This is a genomic window from Campylobacter concisus (assembly GCF_002092845.1).
Classification (GTDB): domain Bacteria; phylum Campylobacterota; class Campylobacteria; order Campylobacterales; family Campylobacteraceae; genus Campylobacter_A; species Campylobacter_A concisus_AQ.
This window is the reverse complement of sequence record NZ_LVXF01000008.1, coordinates 12,016-29,707: the sequence shown is the minus strand read 5'-3', so window position 1 is coordinate 29,707 and position 17,692 is coordinate 12,016. Positions and strand designations below refer to the sequence as shown.

Here is a 17,692-nt window from a genome sequence, read left to right as displayed (position 1 = left end):
GCAAACAAAATGCAAAGCGAAGATATTGATTTTTTTATACCTCATCAAGCGAATATAAGAATAATAGATGCAGTAAAAAATAGATTAAATTTTAAAGATGAGCAATGTGTCTTGACTGTTGCTAAATATGGCAATACAAGCTCTGCTTCAATTCCGATGGCTATAAATGATGCCTACGAAGACGGTCGCATCAAAAATGGTTCAGTTTTGCTTCTTGACGCATTTGGTGGCGGTTTCACATGGGGATCAGCGATTCTAAAATTTGGTGGAAAAAATTTTAGCGACTTACAATAATTACAGCAAGTAATTTTCTAAATTTTTAGTAACGCTTTTACTAATTTCTTTCAAGTATTCTCATCAATAAAATTTTTAAAATTCAAATTTTTAACACTTTTAACAAAAAATCCATTTTCTACTCTTATCAATAACGCTAAATTTACTACAAAAAAATTTCTAAAATATGTTTAAACTAAATTTAATTTTGAATAGATATAATTTTGCAATCAATAAAATTTATTATTAAGGAGAACAAATGTTAGTAACAAAAAAAGCACCTGATTTTACAGCTGCAGCAGTTTTAGGAAACAATCAAATTGTAAATGATTTTAATCTTTATAAAAATATTGGCGAGAAAGGCGCGGTTGTATTTTTCTATCCAATGGATTTTACTTTTGTTTGCCCAAGCGAAATCATCGCATTTGATAAAAGATATGACGAGTTCAAGTCACGTGGTATCGAAGTTATCGCAGTTTCATGCGACAACCAATTCTCTCACTTCGCATGGAAAGAGACTCCAGTAAACAAAGGCGGTATTGGTAAAGTTCGCTTCCCTATCGTAGCTGATATGACAAAATCAATCGCTCGCGGATTTGACGTACTTCTAGAAGATGCTGGTGTGGCACTTCGTGGCTCATTCTTACTAGACAAAGATGGCACTGTTCGCCATGCAGTTATCAATGATCTTCCACTTGGTAGAAACATCGATGAGATGATAAGAATGGTAGATACTATGCTATTTACAAATGAGCACGGCGAAGTTTGTCCAGCTGGCTGGAACAAAGGTGATGCTGGCATGAAACCAAGCACTGAAGGTGTTGCTGACTACCTTTCACACAACGAAGGCAAACTATAATCAACAGAAATTTCTAGGTATCCTTTACCTAGAAATTTCTCCTCCAAATAAATTTAAATACTTTTTTAATATAACTTTTTATATCATAGCCTTGGCTTTAATCAATAACATTCCGGAGACTACATGGATTTTAAAGGCAGGCAAGAGCTTGTAATAAATTGCGAAGATAGCATACTTAAATTAAGAGATAAATTTATCGATGACGGTATCAAATTTTGTAGACAGCTAACATTTATCGTGCCGTACGATCAGGTAAAAATTTGTCTTGAAAACATCTTTGATACACTACTTATTCAAAAGCCAAATGCTACGCAGCTACAAGATGATTTGAATAATCTAATACCAAAATCAAATGCAAGAGATGAATTAATCAATTTTCTACTTTTAAATTTGACCTTAAATTTTAGCCACTCTTGCGACAACAGTACCTTCGTAGGTTATTTCGTAAATGCCGTTTCAAGAATCAAAGAAATTTTATGTGGTGCCAAAGACCAGCAAGAAACAAATGTAAAAGACATGATTGAAACCGGAACATTTTTTTATGAAGATCCGATCAATACTTTCACTCGCATGAAAAAAGCCAAGGTAAGGCCAGAGCTTTTAAATTTATATGATGGACTAAATATAAAATATGAGGCTGAAATTTTAGAAGTTAAAGAAGATAGTGTCGTTTTTCGCGTGGATATGATGCAAATTTTAGCCATGAAGCAAGACGGCAAAGGTTTTATTTTGCCAAATAGCTTTTTCTCAAAGCCATTATGTGCTGATATTGTTAATTACAATATAGTTAATAAAGGCGTCACTCTTTCAAACTTCTTACGAAATACGACGATGTACGCATATAAAAGAAAATTCCAACGTATCTTGCCAAATCGTTTTACCAAAGCTATTATCAAAGGCAAGCAAGACAAGATCGAAGGTAGCCTTTATGATGTTTCTGAAGGCGGCATAAGTGTATTAAGCCCGCAAACTACAAATTTTCAAGATGGAGAAGAGCTAGAAGCGACCTTTGATATCTCAATCGCGCCAGATAAAGTAAAAAACGTGACTTTAAAGCTAAGACTTGTTACAGAGCTAGCATATAAAGGCTACATAAGATACTGCATGAAGCTTATTGATGATGATGAAACAATAAAAGATTTTACACAAAAGCGCATAAAAGAGACGCTTGACGAGCTTCGCTCACGTATAAATTTATACGAATAAGGCAGTTAGTGAAAACAATACAAGAAAATTTAAAACTTTTTTATATCGGATTAAAAGACAAAGAGCCATTTTTTTATAAAAATAAGGATCTAACCACCCACGCAGCTATCATAGGTATGACAGGTAGCGGTAAAACAGGCCTTGGTATCACGCTTTTAGAAGAAGCCTGCATAGACAATATCCCTTCTATCATCATCGATCCAAAGGGCGACATCACAAATTTAGCTCTCACTTTTCCGCAGATGAGGCCGGAGGATTTTTTACCATACATAGATGAAGCAGAAGCAACCAACAAAGGTCAAAGTGTAGAGGAATTTGCCGCTGCTCAGGCCGAGCTTTGGAGAAATGGCATAGAGTCAAGCTTTCAAGATCTTGAGCGGGTAAAAATTCTAAAAGAGAGTGCAAGCTTTAACATCTACACAGCAAAAAGCTCAGCTGGTATAGGCGTGGCGCTACTTAGCGACTTTGCCTGCCCAAATATCAATGACGAAGAAATTTTTAGCAACTATATAAATTCGCTCGCGGCCTCGGTATTATCTCTTGTAGGTATAAATTCCGAGGACATGAATTCAAAAGAACAGCTTCTCATCTCAACCATATTTGATACTAAATTTAAAGAGCAAAAAGACGTCAGTATTGAAGAGCTTATAAATTTCATCGCAAATCCGCCTTTTAAAAAGATAGGCGTTTTTGATGTCGATACCTTCTATCCAAGCAGTGAGCGCCTAAAGCTTGCCATGAAGATAAACGCTCTCATCGCAAGCCCAAGCTTTAAAGGCTGGGCTCAAGGCGTTAGACTTGAAATTTCAAAGATGCTATTTGACGAAAACGGCAAAGCAAAGTGCAATATCTTTACAATCTCGCATCTAAATGATGCTGAGAGGATGTTTTTTGTCACCCTTTTGCTAAACGAGATCATCGCGTGGATGCGCGGTACTGAGGGCACTAGCTCGCTTAGAGCGATCCTTTATATGGATGAAATTTTTGGATTTTTCCCACCAAATGCAAATCCACCATCAAAAACGCCTATGCTCACACTTTTAAAGCAAGCTCGTGCATTTGGTCTTGGCTGCGTATTAAGCACGCAAAACCCAGTAGATCTTGACTATAAAGGCCTTAGCAACATCGGTACTTGGTTTATCGGCCGCCTCCAAACAGCCCAGGACAAAGCTCGCGTTATAGACGGGCTAAGCGGCATCGCAGGCTCAAGCTTAGACAAAGCTTCACTTGAAAATCTCATATCAAATTTAGCCAAAAGAAATTTCTTACTTAAAAATATAAACGAAGACGGGCTAAGCGTTATTTCGACACGCTGGGCACTTAGCTATCTAAAAGGCCCGCTTAGCCGTGAGCAAATTTCAAATTTGATGAAAGAGCAAAAAGAAAATTTATCTGATACAAGGATCGATAAAAGCGAGATGAAATTTAGCATAAAGCCCATAATCTCAAATGAAATCACGCAACTTTATTCTAACTCAAAAAGTCTCACGCCAAATTTATTTGCAAGTGCAAATGTGAGAATTTATGACACCAAAAAAGGCATCGATAGCGTTTATGAAGTAAGCTATCTTTATGAACTAAACGAAAATGACAATGAGCCAAACTGGAGTGAGGCTAGCGAAGGCATGCATGTTGATGCAAACGAAAATGAGCCAAGCGGTGCAAGCTTTGCAGCTGTGCCAAATTTTATTTTAAAAGCTAAAAATTTTGACAATATCCAAAAAGATTTTAAAGAGTATCTGTATAGAAATTTCAAATTTAACACCTTTGAAGCATTGGGAATTTATTCAAAAAACAATGAAACAAAGGAGCAGTTTTATATCAGGCTTCAAGATAAGTGCAATGAAATTTTAGAAGAACAAACTGCAAAACTCACGGCTAAATTTGAAAAAGAGCGAAAAAGCTTGCAAAACAAGCTAAACAAGGCTCTAGCAAAGCTTGATAAAGAGCAAAAAGAGATGACCACAAGTGGGCTTGATGCTGCCATAAATATAGGCGCTAGCATACTTGGAGCAATATTTGGCAACAAGCTTTTATCTCGTCAAAATGCGGGTAAAATCGCATCGAGTGCAAGAAGCGCAAATAGAGTCTTAAAAGAGCGAAGTGACGTCAAGCTTAGCGAGCAAAGTGTAAATGACATAAATTTAGCCATTAGCGAACTTGAGGAGAAATTTGAAAAAGAAAGTGACGAGCTAAAGGAAGCAAACGATATAAAAAATATCACTATAAATGAAATACAAATTTCACCAAAGAAAAGCGATATCTACGACGAAAAAATCGTACTTTTGTGGAGATGATTTATAAAATAATTAGTATTTTTTTACTATCATTTCTGTTAAATTTAAAAGGTAAAATATGCAAAATTTAATACTTTATGCCATTAGTTATCTACTTGGAAGCATTCCGTCTGGCCTTATTCTTGCAAAAATTTTTGGGCATGTTGATATAAAAAACGAAGGTAGCAAGAGCATCGGTGCGACAAATGTTTTAAGGGTTTTAAAACAAAAAGATCCAAAACTAGCCAAGAAACTAGCCATTTTAACGATAGTTTGTGACGTGTTAAAAGGCGTTTTACCACTAATGGTCGCCTCTTCTATTGATGCAAGCCAAAGCGTGCTTTGGACTATGGCGGTCTTAAGCGTAGCTGGACATTGTTTTTCTATATTTTTAGGCTTTCAAGGTGGCAAAGGAGTTGCAACTGGAGCTGGAGTGATCGCATTTTTCTTACCAGTTGAGATCATTATCGCTTTAGCTGTTTGGTTTGTGATCGGAAAATTTTTAAAAATTAGCTCTCTTGCTTCACTTTGCGCGTTGATAGCTCTCATAACATCAAGCTTTATAATCCACCCAGAGTTAGATGAAATTTACACACACGCTCCGATACTAATCATCGCATTTTTGGTGGTTTATAAACACATACCAAATATCGTTCGTTTAATATCCGGTAAGGAGAAAAAAGTCGTATGAAAAGCGAGATGACGACGATCATTAAAGATTATAAATTTGAAACGATCATCGGAATGCTTGATTTTGAGCGAGTCGCTAAGCAAGAGGTGCAAATGAATCTAGAAATTTGCTCAACTAGTTTTATTGATTATGTTTTAATTATTGACTTTGTTAAAAATTTTTATAATGAAAGACAGTTCCAAAGCGTTGAAGAGTCTCTTGAAGAAACCAGCAAAGCGTTAAAAGAGAAATTTAGCTCACTCACTGGCCTTAAAATGGAAATTTTAAAAACTGAAATTTTACCAAATGCAGTTGTTGGAGCAAAAATAAACACTATTTTTTAAAAATTTATTAAACTATCTTGAAATATTGCTTAATTTATGATACAATCGCCCATAAATTTTAGTTTAAGGAAGCAAAATGCGTATTTTAATAGTTGAAGATGAAGTGACGCTAAATAAGACGATTGCTGAGGGCTTGCAAGAGTTTGGCTATCAAACTGATAGCTCTGAAAATTTTAAAGATGCTGAGTACTATATAGGCATCAGAAATTACGATCTAGTTTTGACTGATTGGATGCTCCAAGATGGCGATGGCATAGATCTTATAAATATCATCAAACACAAATCTCCACGCACTTCAGTTGTAGTTCTTTCTGCAAAAGATGACAAAGAAAGCGAAATAAAAGCACTTAGAGCTGGTGCTGATGACTATATCAAAAAGCCATTTGATTTTGATATCTTAGTAGCTAGACTTGAAGCAAGACTACGCTTTGGTGGTACAAATATTATAAAAATTGATGAGCTTATCATCAATCCAGATGAGGAAAAAATCACATATTTGGGTCGTGATATTGAGCTTAAGGGCAAACCTTTTGAAGTCCTAACTCATCTTGCAAGACACTCAGATCAGATCGTATCTAAAGAGCAACTACTTGATGCTATCTGGGAAGAGCCAGAGCTTGTAACTCCAAACGTTATTGAAGTCGCTATCAACCAAATCCGCCAAAAAATGGATAAACCACTAAATATTTCAACAATTGAAACTGTTAGAAGACGCGGATATAGATTTTGTTTTCCAAAAAAAGCCTAAGGAATAGATTTATACTACAATTAGCATCTGGTGCTATGATGCTAATTGTAGTTATTTCGGTAATGCTTTATCACTATATAAGGGTTACCGTTTTTCAAAGTGTAGTTAATGAGCTAAACTATCAAGCTGAAGCTTATAAAAAAAATCCTCAGAATTTTAATCCTTTAAATTCAAAAACATTTACGATAGAAAATCCAAACAAAACCCTAGCAACGATAAAAACAGACGAGCCACAAGATAGAGAAACATATATCGTAACACAAAAATCAAAGGATCAAAGTAAGACTATTTTAATAACAAAACTCGATGAAAGTAGTTATTTAAGCCTAGAAAAAGATACTACACTTCAAGCTCATATAGTAGAAGAAATTTTTATAGATATTATAATCGTAAATGTATCAGCGATACTTTTAGTACTTTTTTATGCACTATTTTTATCAAGAATGCTTTTAATACCTATAAAAATTTTGAGTCACAAACTTACAAATTTAGACGAGAAATTTCTTCATGAGATCGATATAAAAAGTCTACCAGATGAGTTTTTACCACTTGGACAAAGCATAAATAGGCTAATCTCTCGAATCCAAACATTTGTCTTATACCAAAAAGAACTTTTTGTAGGCGTGGCACATGAGCTAAAAACACCGCTGGCCGTAATGAAAACAAAAAATGAAGTTACGCTTTTAAAGCCACGCGAGAGCGAAAAATATATCGAGGCTCTAAAATCAAACAATGAAGCTATAAACGGCATGAATGCGATGATAAGTTCTATACTTGAGATCGGCCGCCAAGAGGGAGCTCAGTTTGAAGAGCCAGTAAATACCGATGTCATAGGATTTTTAAAAAAACTTGCAAAAAACTATGAGATACTTGCGAAAAATGATGAAAAAAATATAAAACTAGACCTAAAACCAGAAATTTTAAATCTAAAAATACAAACTAGCTTACTAACCCACATTGTGCAAAATTTTGTTCAAAATGCCATTAAATTTTCACCAAAAAATAGCACTATTACGATTAGCTCTAAGCTCATAAAAAATAAATTTATCGTCGAAGTAATAGATGAAGGGATAGGCATAGATGAGAGTAAAGATTTATTTGCTCCATTTAAAAGATACGGCGACAAAGGTGGTGCTGGGCTTGGGTTGTTTCTAGCTAAAGGTGCAGCGCAGGCTCTTGGTGGCGAAGTAGATATTAAAAATAGAAACGATAGAAGCGGTGCAGTCGCAAGCCTAGTTTTAAATATAAAAGGATAAAAATGGCAAAAAGAACCGCAGTAATCGACCTTGGCTCAAATTCTATGCGAATGGCGATATTTGAGAGGACGTCACGCTTAGCGTTTTTTATACTAGCTGAATATAAAACAAAAGTGCGTCTAGGCGAAGGCGGATATGGTTCAAACAATGAAATATCCGAAAGCTCAATGAAAAAAGCGCTAAAGGCTTTTAGCGAATTTTCAAATATCATAAAAAGCTACAAATGCAATAAAGTCTTATGTGTTGGTACTTCAGCGCTTAGGGACGCCCCAAACGCAAATGTTTTAATCTCTCTTTTAAGAAAAAAACTTGGCATAAATTTGAAAGTCATAGACGGCAAAGAAGAGGCTACTTTTGGTGCGATCGCAGCCAAAAATTTACTCCATAACATCGATGAATGTGTCACTATCGATATCGGTGGTGGATCAACTGAACTTGCCAGAATAAGCAAAGGCAAAATAATAGATACACTCTCACTTGACATTGGCACAGTTAGGTTAAAAGAGCTTTTTTTTGATAAAAAAAACTTAAATAAATTACCAAAATTTCTAGAGCAAGTTACAAAACAGATAGATGAGCGATTTAAATGCCAAAATATAATCGCTATTGGTGGCTCTCTTAGAGCGATATCATCTGCCATAATGAGCAAAAATTTATATCCACTCTCATCACTGCATGGCTTTTGCTACAAGCTTAGCGATGAGCAAGCCTACATCGAGAGCATTGCAAATGTTAGCGTGCTTGAGCTAAATAAATTTCCTATAAAAAAAGACAGATACGACACCATTAGAGAGGGTGCACATATCTTTTTGGCCCTCGCCAAAGCTCTAAATGCCAAAAATATTATAACAAGTGGGGTTGGCGTAAGAGAGGGAGTGTTCTTAAAAGATTTTTTACGCCCTAGCCTTAAATTTCCGCAAAATTTTAATCCAAGTATCAAAAGTTTGCAAGATCGTTTTATATTATCATGCAATAAATCAGTCACAAGATATGCAAAAGATATATTTATGGTATTAAAAAAACTTCACGGTCTAAGCGATAACTATCTTGAAGTGCTTTTAGTTGCTGCAAAACTTCACAATGTCGGTCAAGAGATTGGCTTTTATGGCGATCATAAAAACTCAGCCTATATAGTCCTAAATGCCTTAAATTATGGCTTTTCGCATGAACAAAAAGCATTGATTGCAGTAGTAATTGGTACAAACGGAAAGAAAAATATATATGAATTTGAGCGATATAAAAATTTACTTCCAAAAGCCGAGTGTATAAGATGGCTGAGTTTTATACTCTCACTAGCAAAGGCACTTGATCTAACCTGTGAAAGGCTAAATTTAAACTTCGAATTTAGTGGGCATACGCTAAAAATAGAAGGTGCAAAAGAATTTGCTATGGCAAAAGAAGAGATAAAAAAGATCACAAAACCTGAAATTTTTGCTATTTCGTTTGTATAAATTTTGAAACTAGCTTTAACGTATAAAAATTTTAAGCATACAAGGTTAAAAATTTACTCAGAATAAGACCTAATTATTGGATGAGAATTTTAGCTAAAACTACTAAAATTCTCCGCTCATCTTATCTTTATAGTTACTTAAACTATTTTTTCGCTCTTCTAAAAATGAGCTTAGTTTTTTCTTGTTTTCTTCAAAAAATATAGCAAAATCCTGCTCATTTTGTATCTTGTCTTCACCAAAGCTATCAAGCATTACATTTGAGCTACCAACTATCACCAAATAACGCCTATTTTCATAGCTTAATAGCATTAGCTTATTCGTGCGATCAAGATATTTTTCATATATTATATTGACGTTACTATTTTGATTTTTAAGTAGCCAGTTCATTGATTTCGTATCATTTTGAGACTGATTTCTAGGTGCTTTAAATCCGCCAAAATCATTACTCTTTGAAGTAATATATCTTTTAAATACATATAAAAATACAAGAAGCGCAATAAGCACACTTAAAACTATAAAATATCTTGAGTCTATATTCAGCATAGGCTCTTCATCTATCTTTGGAGTGCTAGGGCTCTCTATTTTTGCACTAGCTTGAGGCATATTTTGTATTTGAGGTTTTGCATTTTTTAGAGTTACACGAATACGAAGCCCAAAACTATCAGTCGTCTTTGATGCATTTACGATAATAGCGTCGTTTGAGCGCAAATTTAAGACAAGTGAGTTTTGCTTTGGCTCTATCTCAAGCTCTTGAATAATCTTTGAGTTTATATCTTTGCTGGCACTTTGATCGTAATTTAGTGAATTTAATATCAAAGATGTTGTGTCTTTTTCGCGCTTTTGAAAGATATTTCCTTCATAAGGTGCATCAAAGCTAAGCATAATATCGACTCTATCAGCACGTTCATAGATATTGTAAGTTAATAGGTTTGAAGCTAAAATTTGAGTTACAAAAAGTAAGAAAAATAGTATAAATTTCATAAAAGTTCTTTTTTGAAGTACTGAATAACTGACTTTGAATCCAAAATTTCATTTATCCTGATGGCTAAATTCTTCTCATAAACCATTACTTCGCCTTTTCCAAAAATTCTATTATTTATATATAGCTCCACACTCTCACCAGCTGGCTTTTCGAGGTCTATAACCGAGCCAGCTTCAAATTTCAAAAGCTCATTTATGCTAACTGTGGTAGTTCCTAGCTCAGCTATAAAATCAACGCTTATATCCATAAGCTCATCATAGCTCTTAAAAAGCCCTAGCTGCTCTAGCGTCTCTATCGCACTCTCGTCGTTCATTGTATGTCGTAGCCTATTTGAAATGTTCTATTTTTTATTTTATATACAAATTTCTCTTTTAGTTTGATACCAAAATTTTCAACTTCGCCTAAAAATTCAGGCGTTCCAAGCTTATAAGCATTTGGCTCTTTTTCATTTAGTAAATTTTTAGCTTTGCCAATGATCTGATTTGCTATCTCTTTACAAAGATCGTCTAGATCACCACCATCAACATCTTCGTGACCAAAAAAGGCATTCATGAAAATTTTCAAAGTATCTTTTTTAAAAAATAGGTAAAAATGATACTCGCTTTTGCCCTTATAGACTGGTATGCTAGCTCCGTAAAATCCTTTACCTAGACTCTTGCCAAACTCTAAATCCAGCCCTAAAGTATCCTTGCAAAGATAGCTTGTAGCTTCATCTATAACTTTTCTCATATCTCTTCCTTAAGACTTGAAATGCATTTTCAATTATACTTTGGCTTTACTAAATTAGCTATAAATTTATTAAGCATTTTAAAAGAGTTTATCTATCTCTTTTACTAGCTTTTCACCGCTAAATTCGGCACAAAGCTTAACTATTTGCGTACCTATTATCGCTCCGTCAGCATATTTTTTTACTTCATTAACATCATCTTTGTTTTTGATACCAAAGCCAACAGCCACCGGCAAATTACTCTTTTTCTTAAGCTCTAGGACCAAATTTTTTATCCTATCTTCATCAGCCCTTTTTGAGCCACTAACGCCTATCGCACCAAGAGCGTAAATAAATCCTGAGCCAAATTTTAAAATTCCATCCGCTCTACTACCAGATGTGACGCTGATAAGTGGTATCAGGCTTAAATTTAGATCCTTGCACTTTAGAGCAAATTCCTCGCACTCCTCGCAAGGCAGATCCGGCACGATAAAGCCGCTAACTCCAGCCTCAACTGATCTTTTTAGAAATTTATCAACGCCGTAAGCAAAGATGATGTTGTAATAGACCAGAAATACAAGTGGCTTTGTCACTTTTGCCTTGCAACTCTCAAGCATATCAAAGACAACGTCGGTATTTACGCCACTTTGAGCTGTCTCAAAGCTAGCTTGAGCGATGAGCTTGCCGTCAGCCAGCGGGTCAGAGTAAGGGATGCCGATCTCGACTAGATCAAGCGTGCTCTCATCTAAATTTTCTAAAAATTCATTCGTTTTTTCTAGGCTTGGATATCCAGCCACGATGTAGCCGATGTTTGCCTTTTTGCCGTTAAATGCGCTTTTGATCTTATCCATAAATTTTTCCTTTTTCGTAGCCGATAACTGTGTTTATGTCTTTATCGCCCCTGCCTGAGACGTTTACGACGATGACGCTTTTTTTATCAAGTTTTGGGCAAAGCTTCTCCAGATACGCCAGCGCATGCGCGCTCTCGATGGCTGGGATGATGCCCTCCATCTTGCTTAGAAAATACAAAGCATTTATACACTCATCATCGGTCACGGCTTCGTATTTTACCCTTTTGATGTCGTTTAGATGGGCGTGCTCTGGACCGATGCCTGGGTAGTCTAAGCCTGCTGAGATACTATGCACTGGCGATATCATGCCGTACTCATCTTGCAAGACCGTCGTTTTCATGCCGTGGATGATGCCGGTTTTGCCTTTGCTAAGTGTAGCTGCGTGATAAGGCGTCTCTATGCCAAGGCCGCCAGCTTCTATACCTACTAAATTTACGCTCTCATCGTCCAAAAATGCGCTAAAAATGCCAATAGCATTACTGCCGCCGCCAACGCAGGCGATGACGTAGTCGGCCTTTTTACCGTAGTCTGTAAGCTGGGCTTTGGCCTCTGTACCGATGATGCTTTGAAAGTCGCGCACGATCTTTGGGTATGGATGTGGACCAACGGCTGAGCCGATGACGTAAAATGCGCTCTCTATCTCATTTACCCACGCTTGTATGGCTGCCGTAGTCGCCTCTTTTAGCGTTTTTAAGCCGTCTTCTACGCTCACCACCTTTGCGCCAAGAAGCTGCATGCGAAAGGCATTTAGCTGCTGTCTGGCCACGTCCGTAGCGCCCATATATACGTCACACTCTAAGCCCAAAAGTGCCGCTGCAGTCGCTGTTGCCACGCCATGCTGTCCAGCTCCAGTCTCAGCTAAAATTTTCTTTTTACCCATTCTTTTAGCAAGCAGCGCTTGAGCAAGAGCGTTATTTATCTTATGCGCGCCCGTGTGGTTTAGATCCTCTCTTTTTAGGTAAATTTCATGACCGTAGTACTCGCTTAGGCGCTTTGCAAAAAAGAGCGGACTAGGTCTGCCAACGTAGTTTTTCAAAAGATCATCAAGCTCGTCTTTAAACTCTTTTGTCTTTGCGATGCTCTCATAAGCATTTTCTAGCTCATCAAGGGCAAACATCACCGTCTCAGGCACAAACTGCCCGCCAAATTTTCCAAAATACGCCTTACTATTCATCTTCTACCTCACCTATGATCTTTAAAATTCTCTCTATCTTTTGCGCATCTTTTATGCCGTTTTCGTCCTCGACTTTGGAGTTGATATCGACTAGATATGGCTTAAATTTCAGCCCCTCTTTTATGTTGTGTTCGCCTATGCCCCCAGCCATGCCAAATTTAAACTTAACCTCTTTTAAAATTTCCCACTCAAAGCTGGTGCCATTTCCGCCAGCATTTTCGCCCTTGCAGTCAAAAAGCGCCATGTCAAAATGCTTAAAATCAACCTCTGGCAAGCTATCTTTCACACTAAAAACCTGCCAAGTCTCAAGCCCCATATCTTTTAAATTTGCACCTAAATTTTCACTCACCACTCCATGCACCTGAGCCACGTCAAGACCAGCAAACTGGCAAATTTCCATTATCTCGCAATCACTTTGATCAGCAAAAACGCCAACTACTTTTTTGCCCTTGCTGTGAGCAAATTTTGCTATCTGCCTAGCTAAATTTAGCTCAACCCTTCTTTTACTTTTAGCAAATATTAACCCAATAAAATCAACATCCAAAGCACAAACCGCACTCGCCTCATCTAGCGTTTTGATACCACAAATTTTAACTAGCGCCATTACACTTGTGCCTTTATAAACTCTTCATAAAATTTATACGCCTTGCCAGAATTTATCGCCTCTAGCACCATTTTTTTGGCCTCGTCTGGGCTCTTTGCGCCATCAGCTGCATAAAGCGCAAACATCGCGTTAAAGACAACGATGTCAAATTTCGCCCCCTGCTCCTCGCCTTTTAGCGTGCGGATCAAGGTTTTGGCGTTCTCTTCAGGTGTGCCGCCCTCGATGTCGCTGTGAAGCGCTCTTTTAAAGCCAAACTGCTCTGGCGTGATGCTGTATTCAAAAATTTCGCCATTTTTTAGCTCTACAACGCTCGTTTCACTACAAAGCGTGATCTCGTCTAGTCCGTCATCGCCGCGGACGACTAGAGCGTGCTTTCTGCCAAGGATCTTAAGCGTCTGGGCGTAGAGCTTTAAAACAGGCTTATGATAGACGCCGACTAGCTGATTTGTAAGGTTTAAATTTGGATTTAAAAGCGGTCCAAGCACGTTAAATACGGTCCTTATGCCAAGTCTTTGGCGCACTTCTCTGACCTCACCCACTAGCGGATGGAAAAATGGCGCGTGAAAAAAGGCTAAATTTTTACTAGCTAAATTTTCACGCTGTTTTGCCAGTGATTTTTCACTTTTGACACCTAAAATTTCAAGCACATCAGAGCTGCCAGACTTGCTTGAAACCGCCTTATTGCCGTGTTTTGCGACCTTTACACCAAGGCTTGCAAGGATAAATGCCACAGTTGTTGAGATATTTATCGTCTTAAAACCATCGCCTCCAGTGCCACAAAGATCGATCATAGGCGTGTCATCGCGGTAGGTTTGCGAGTATTTTAGGATATTTTTTGCAAGTGCAGCGAGACTTTTTGGATAGAGGCTCTTTTCGCTAATGAGCACCAAAAGGGCTGAAAGCTGAACGATCTCGTACTCTTTACTAGCTATTATCTCGCAAATTTGCTCAAAGTCACTATCATCAAGCGGTATGCTCTCTTGAAGCTTGATAAGATATGGCTTAAGTGAACAAATTTTTGGCTCTTTAACCTCATCTTTTGCTTTGTAATTTACAAAATTTTCAACTATCTTTTTGCCATATTGCGTAAAGTAGCTCTCAGGGTGAAACTGGATGCCAAAGATCGGCTTATCTTTTACGCTTAGCGCCATTACTACGCCATCATCACTCACCGCATCAGCGCTTAAGCTAGCTGGGAGCTCATCGACATAGAGCGAATGGTAACGCATCACTTCAAATCTATCAGGTAGCCCTGTAAAGAGCGGCTCTTTGTTTTTCACGTCGATAAATGAGGTTTTGCCGTGTAGTGGGTCATCTAGTCTTTTTATCTTTGCGCCAAAACTAAGCCCTATAGCTTGGTGTCCAAGGCAAATTCCAAGCACCGGCACGCCAAGGTCGGCTTTTAGAATTTCTAAACAAACTCCGCTATCTTTTGGGTGCTTTGGCCCTGGGCTTAAAATGATCTTGCTTGGGTTTAGTTTTTTGATCTCATCAAGCGTGATCTTGTCATTTCTAACGCATCTAACCTCTTCATCTGTAAGCTCTTTTACATATTGCTCGACATTAAAAACAAAACTATCGTAATTATCTATGAGTAAAATCAACCTATATCCTTTAAATTTAGCAGCGGTTGAGCCTTGGCTAAATTTCTATAAATTTAGGCAAAATTATAACTAAAAGAAAGTTTAATTAGGCTTTTGTACGGCTTTCGTAGGCTTTTAAAAGTGAAAGCATGTCGACATTTTCTAAATTTACGCCAGTTGGCACGCCCTGGGCGATCTTACTAAATGAAATTTCACTCATCCCTAGCTTGTCCTCGACGTAAAGCATGAGCGCGTCTGAATTTAACCCCGGCGTAAAGGCAAAAACAACCTCTTTTGAGCCATTTTGCGTGATAGCACTTCGCAGCCTCTCTATGGCGTCATCATCGATCTCGTCAAGCACGAAGTAAAGGCCGTTATAAATGCCATTTTGCTCAAAAACCAAGATATCTTTTGGGCTCTCAACCAGCAAAATGACCTCACTGTCCCTGCTCTCGTCACTGCAAATGTCACAAATTTCATTTTCGCTTAGCCCACCACAACGCTCACAGCGCTTGATAAACCTCACTGCGTCTTCGATATTTTGAGCGAGTCTTAGCCCTGCAAAGCTATCTTGCATGCAGACAAAATAGGCAAACCTTGCGGCTGATTTTTTACCGACACCAGGGAGCTTTGCAAAAGACTCAGTTAGCTCGTTAAATTTTTCTAAGCCTCTTTTCATACTCGCTTCGCCTTTGATCTAAGTAAAATTTTAAAAACGTGATAACCATCTTCGTAGTCGTAAGCAAGCTCAAATTTTTGCATCTGGCAAATTTGCTCGATGATGTAAAGTCCAAGCCCCATACCACTTCCCGCACTCACCTTATCGCCACGCACAAAGGCTTGTTTGTAGTAGTCAATCGGGTGATTTAGCTTTTTACCTAAATTTTTAACCGCTATAAATTCGCTATCGCAGATCAAAATAGCCTTTTTATCTTCTGCGTATTTTAGGGCATTGTCTATCAAATTTTTAATCGCTAAGCTAAAAAGCTGAAAATCCACTCTTAAAATAACGTCGTCTTTGATATCGCAGCTCACTCGCTCTTCAAATTTATCAAGCATGAGCATATCTTGCACTTGCTCTAAAATGAGCGAGAAATGGCACTCTTGATAGTTTAGTGCGTAGCTTTTAGAAAGGAGCTGCTCAACCTTGCTAAATTCATTTATCAGCATCTCAAGGCGTTCAAAAACGTTTATGAGCCTCATCTTTTGGGTCTCATTTGCGACCATCTCAGAGACGATCCTGCCCTTGCCAATAGGAGTCTTTAGCTCATGCATGATCGCGCGCAAAAATAGCTGCCTTGAGCGGATGAGCTCTCTGATCTTGCAAACGGCGTTATCAAACTCAACCGCGACCTGTCCGATCTCATCTTGCTCATTTTCATTTAGCCTAGCCGTCATCGCCATTTCCATATTTCCACTGGCAAATTTTCTGATATCTTTACTAAGCCTTCTAAGTGGTGAAAGACTTCTAAGAACGGAAACATAAAGTGAGATGAGAAGGGCTGAAACTATCAAAAATGCGACCCAAAGCGGATCATTTACGTGTCTTGCGTCGTTACTTTCAAGAAGTAGCTGAAAAGATGGGTTTTTAATAAGCAAATACAAATCGCCTTTATAATTAACCGATTGTACCACTCCAAGAGGTGTGTGCTGTGTAAAAATAACAGTCCCGTTTGTAGCTATCGAAGTGGCTAAATTTTTATTTCCAACATACTCTAAGTAAAAATTTTTAAAATAATGTTCTAAATCTCTTGGGGGATTTCCGCGTTCATAGAGTGCGACAAGGTAGTTCATCGCACTTATTTGTCTATCCTTTAGTTTTTCTAAAGCGCTTTCTTGCTGAATGTTTGCAAAAGTTACAAAGAGCAAGCACATCAGCGAAAAAGCTATGGCAAAGATAATAGTTATCTTCGTAGTTATGGAATATTTCATCCGATAAGCTTATATCCTATGCCTCTTACTGAAAATATATGTTTTGGGGCTTTTGAGCTATCACCGATTTTTGATCTAAGGCGTCCGATAATAACATCTAAGCTCTTTGAATCTTTATCTTTTAGGCTTTTGCAGTTATAAACTAGTTGTTCGCGTGATACTGAAAAGCTGTGTTGCTTAATGAGATAAGTTAAAATTTCATACTCAGCTGGAGTAAGAGCTAATGGCTCATTGTTAAAGTAAATCTCGTGACGTTTATCATCAATCCTAAATGCGCTATCAACGACCTCTTCTTGTACTTCATTTGTCTTTTTATATCTTCTTATAAGACTTGTGATACGAGCATACATCTCTTTTGGATCGTATGGTTTTGGCAAATAATCATCAGCACCAAGCTGAAGTCCAACAACCTTATCGCTAATATCACTTCTAGCCGAACTTATGATGATAGGAATGTCGTATTTTTGGCGAATTTCTTTACAAACCTCAAGCCCATCAATGCCCGGCAAAGTAAGATCAAGTATTAACAAATCATAGTTTTTTATCCCAGCGCTAAGCCCTAAATAAGGGTCCTCAAAATTCGTAACTTTTATATTAAAACTATCAAGATATTCAGATAAAATTTGTGCAAATTCTGGATCGTCTTCTATCATTAAAACATTAACCATGAATTATCCTTTTTATTAAAAATAGTAGAGATTATACGGCAAAAATGTAAATTCTTTTTTAAATTTAAACTTTTTTGGGTAAAATCCCATATTTAAAATAAGCTTAATT

At 37.3% G+C, this 17,692-nt stretch carries 19 protein-coding genes; 9 read left to right on the top strand and 10 right to left on the bottom strand.

Annotated features, from left to right (window positions below; all coding sequences use genetic code 11):
* From A3854_RS02975 to A3854_RS02935, 9 genes are all read left to right on the top strand, one after another.
* A partial coding sequence (locus A3854_RS02975; RefSeq protein WP_307781502.1) for a 3-oxoacyl-[acyl-carrier-protein] synthase III C-terminal domain-containing protein occupies positions 1-294 on the top strand: 294 nt, incomplete at its 5' end.
* A 238-nt stretch (positions 295-532) separates the two neighbouring features.
* Positions 533-1,132, top strand: coding sequence for a peroxiredoxin (locus A3854_RS02970; protein WP_021091673.1), 600 nt, complete (start codon positions 533-535; stop codon positions 1,130-1,132).
* A 123-nt stretch (positions 1,133-1,255) separates the two neighbouring features.
* A complete protein-coding gene (locus A3854_RS02965) occupies positions 1,256-2,338 on the top strand; it encodes a PilZ domain-containing protein (protein WP_084041247.1) in 1,083 nt (360 codons plus the stop codon).
* An 8-nt stretch (positions 2,339-2,346) separates the two neighbouring features.
* Positions 2,347-4,635, top strand: coding sequence for a helicase HerA domain-containing protein (locus tag A3854_RS02960; RefSeq protein ID WP_084041246.1), 2,289 nt, complete (start codon positions 2,347-2,349; stop codon positions 4,633-4,635).
* Between the two features lie 58 nt (positions 4,636-4,693).
* Entirely contained in the window at positions 4,694-5,305 is a 612-nt protein-coding gene (gene plsY, locus A3854_RS02955; RefSeq protein WP_084041245.1) for a glycerol-3-phosphate 1-O-acyltransferase PlsY, read from the top strand.
* Positions 5,302-5,628 carry a dihydroneopterin aldolase gene (locus A3854_RS02950; protein ID WP_084041244.1) on the top strand — a complete coding sequence of 109 codons (327 nt, stop codon included), beginning with the start codon at positions 5,302-5,304 and terminating at the stop codon, positions 5,626-5,628. The genes plsY and A3854_RS02950 overlap by 4 nt, the downstream gene beginning before the upstream one ends.
* A 76-nt stretch (positions 5,629-5,704) precedes the next feature.
* The gene (gene hsrA, locus A3854_RS02945; protein WP_021091657.1) at positions 5,705-6,376 is read left to right on the top strand and encodes a homeostatic response regulator transcription factor HsrA; all 672 of its coding nucleotides are present in this window, start codon (positions 5,705-5,707) and stop codon (positions 6,374-6,376) included.
* A gap of 38 nt (positions 6,377-6,414) precedes the next feature.
* Positions 6,415-7,632: a sensor histidine kinase gene (locus A3854_RS02940; RefSeq protein WP_180378636.1), complete on the top strand. Its 1,218-nt coding sequence runs from the start codon at positions 6,415-6,417 to the stop codon at positions 7,630-7,632.
* A gap of 2 nt (positions 7,633-7,634) precedes the next feature.
* Positions 7,635-9,083, top strand: coding sequence for a Ppx/GppA phosphatase family protein (locus A3854_RS02935; protein WP_084041243.1), 1,449 nt, complete (start codon positions 7,635-7,637; stop codon positions 9,081-9,083).
* Positions 9,084-9,185: 102 nt separating this feature from the next.
* Here the strand turns inward: A3854_RS02935 and A3854_RS02930 are convergent, their stop codons facing one another.
* The 10 genes from A3854_RS02930 to A3854_RS02885 form a co-directional block, all read right to left on the bottom strand.
* Positions 9,186-10,064: an excinuclease ABC subunit A gene (locus tag A3854_RS02930; RefSeq protein WP_084041242.1), complete on the bottom strand. Its 879-nt coding sequence runs from the start codon at positions 10,062-10,064 to the stop codon at positions 9,186-9,188.
* On the bottom strand, positions 10,061-10,378 hold the full coding sequence (gene fliN / locus A3854_RS02925) for a flagellar motor switch protein FliN (protein ID WP_021091807.1): 318 nt from the start codon (positions 10,376-10,378) through the stop codon (positions 10,061-10,063). The genes A3854_RS02930 and fliN overlap by 4 nt, the downstream gene beginning before the upstream one ends.
* Entirely contained in the window at positions 10,375-10,794 is a 420-nt protein-coding gene (locus A3854_RS02920; protein ID WP_084041241.1) for a chemotaxis protein CheX, read from the bottom strand. Before A3854_RS02920 ends, fliN begins: the two co-directional genes overlap by 4 nt.
* Before the next feature lie 78 nt (positions 10,795-10,872).
* Entirely contained in the window at positions 10,873-11,622 is a 750-nt protein-coding gene (gene trpA, locus A3854_RS02915) for a tryptophan synthase subunit alpha (RefSeq protein ID WP_084041240.1), read from the bottom strand.
* On the bottom strand, positions 11,615-12,796 hold the full coding sequence (gene trpB, locus A3854_RS02910; protein ID WP_084041239.1) for a tryptophan synthase subunit beta: 1,182 nt from the start codon (positions 12,794-12,796) through the stop codon (positions 11,615-11,617). The genes trpA and trpB overlap by 8 nt, the downstream gene beginning before the upstream one ends.
* Positions 12,789-13,400 carry a phosphoribosylanthranilate isomerase gene (locus tag A3854_RS02905; protein WP_084041238.1) on the bottom strand — a complete coding sequence of 204 codons (612 nt, stop codon included), beginning with the start codon at positions 13,398-13,400 and terminating at the stop codon, positions 12,789-12,791. The genes trpB and A3854_RS02905 overlap by 8 nt, the downstream gene beginning before the upstream one ends.
* Positions 13,400-15,004, bottom strand: coding sequence for an anthranilate phosphoribosyltransferase (trpD, locus tag A3854_RS02900; protein WP_084041237.1), 1,605 nt, complete (start codon positions 15,002-15,004; stop codon positions 13,400-13,402). Before trpD ends, A3854_RS02905 begins: the two co-directional genes overlap by 1 nt.
* Positions 15,005-15,089: 85 nt before the next feature.
* Positions 15,090-15,662: a recombination mediator RecR gene (gene recR / locus A3854_RS02895; protein ID WP_084041236.1), complete on the bottom strand. Its 573-nt coding sequence runs from the start codon at positions 15,660-15,662 to the stop codon at positions 15,090-15,092.
* Positions 15,659-16,915 (bottom strand): ArsS family sensor histidine kinase, encoded by a 1,257-nt coding sequence (locus tag A3854_RS02890; RefSeq protein WP_084041235.1) that lies wholly within the window; start codon positions 16,913-16,915, stop codon positions 15,659-15,661. The genes recR and A3854_RS02890 overlap by 4 nt, the downstream gene beginning before the upstream one ends.
* Positions 16,912-17,583: a response regulator transcription factor gene (locus A3854_RS02885; RefSeq protein ID WP_021091583.1), complete on the bottom strand. Its 672-nt coding sequence runs from the start codon at positions 17,581-17,583 to the stop codon at positions 16,912-16,914. Before A3854_RS02885 ends, A3854_RS02890 begins: the two co-directional genes overlap by 4 nt.
* Positions 17,584-17,692: the final 109 nt, after the last annotated feature.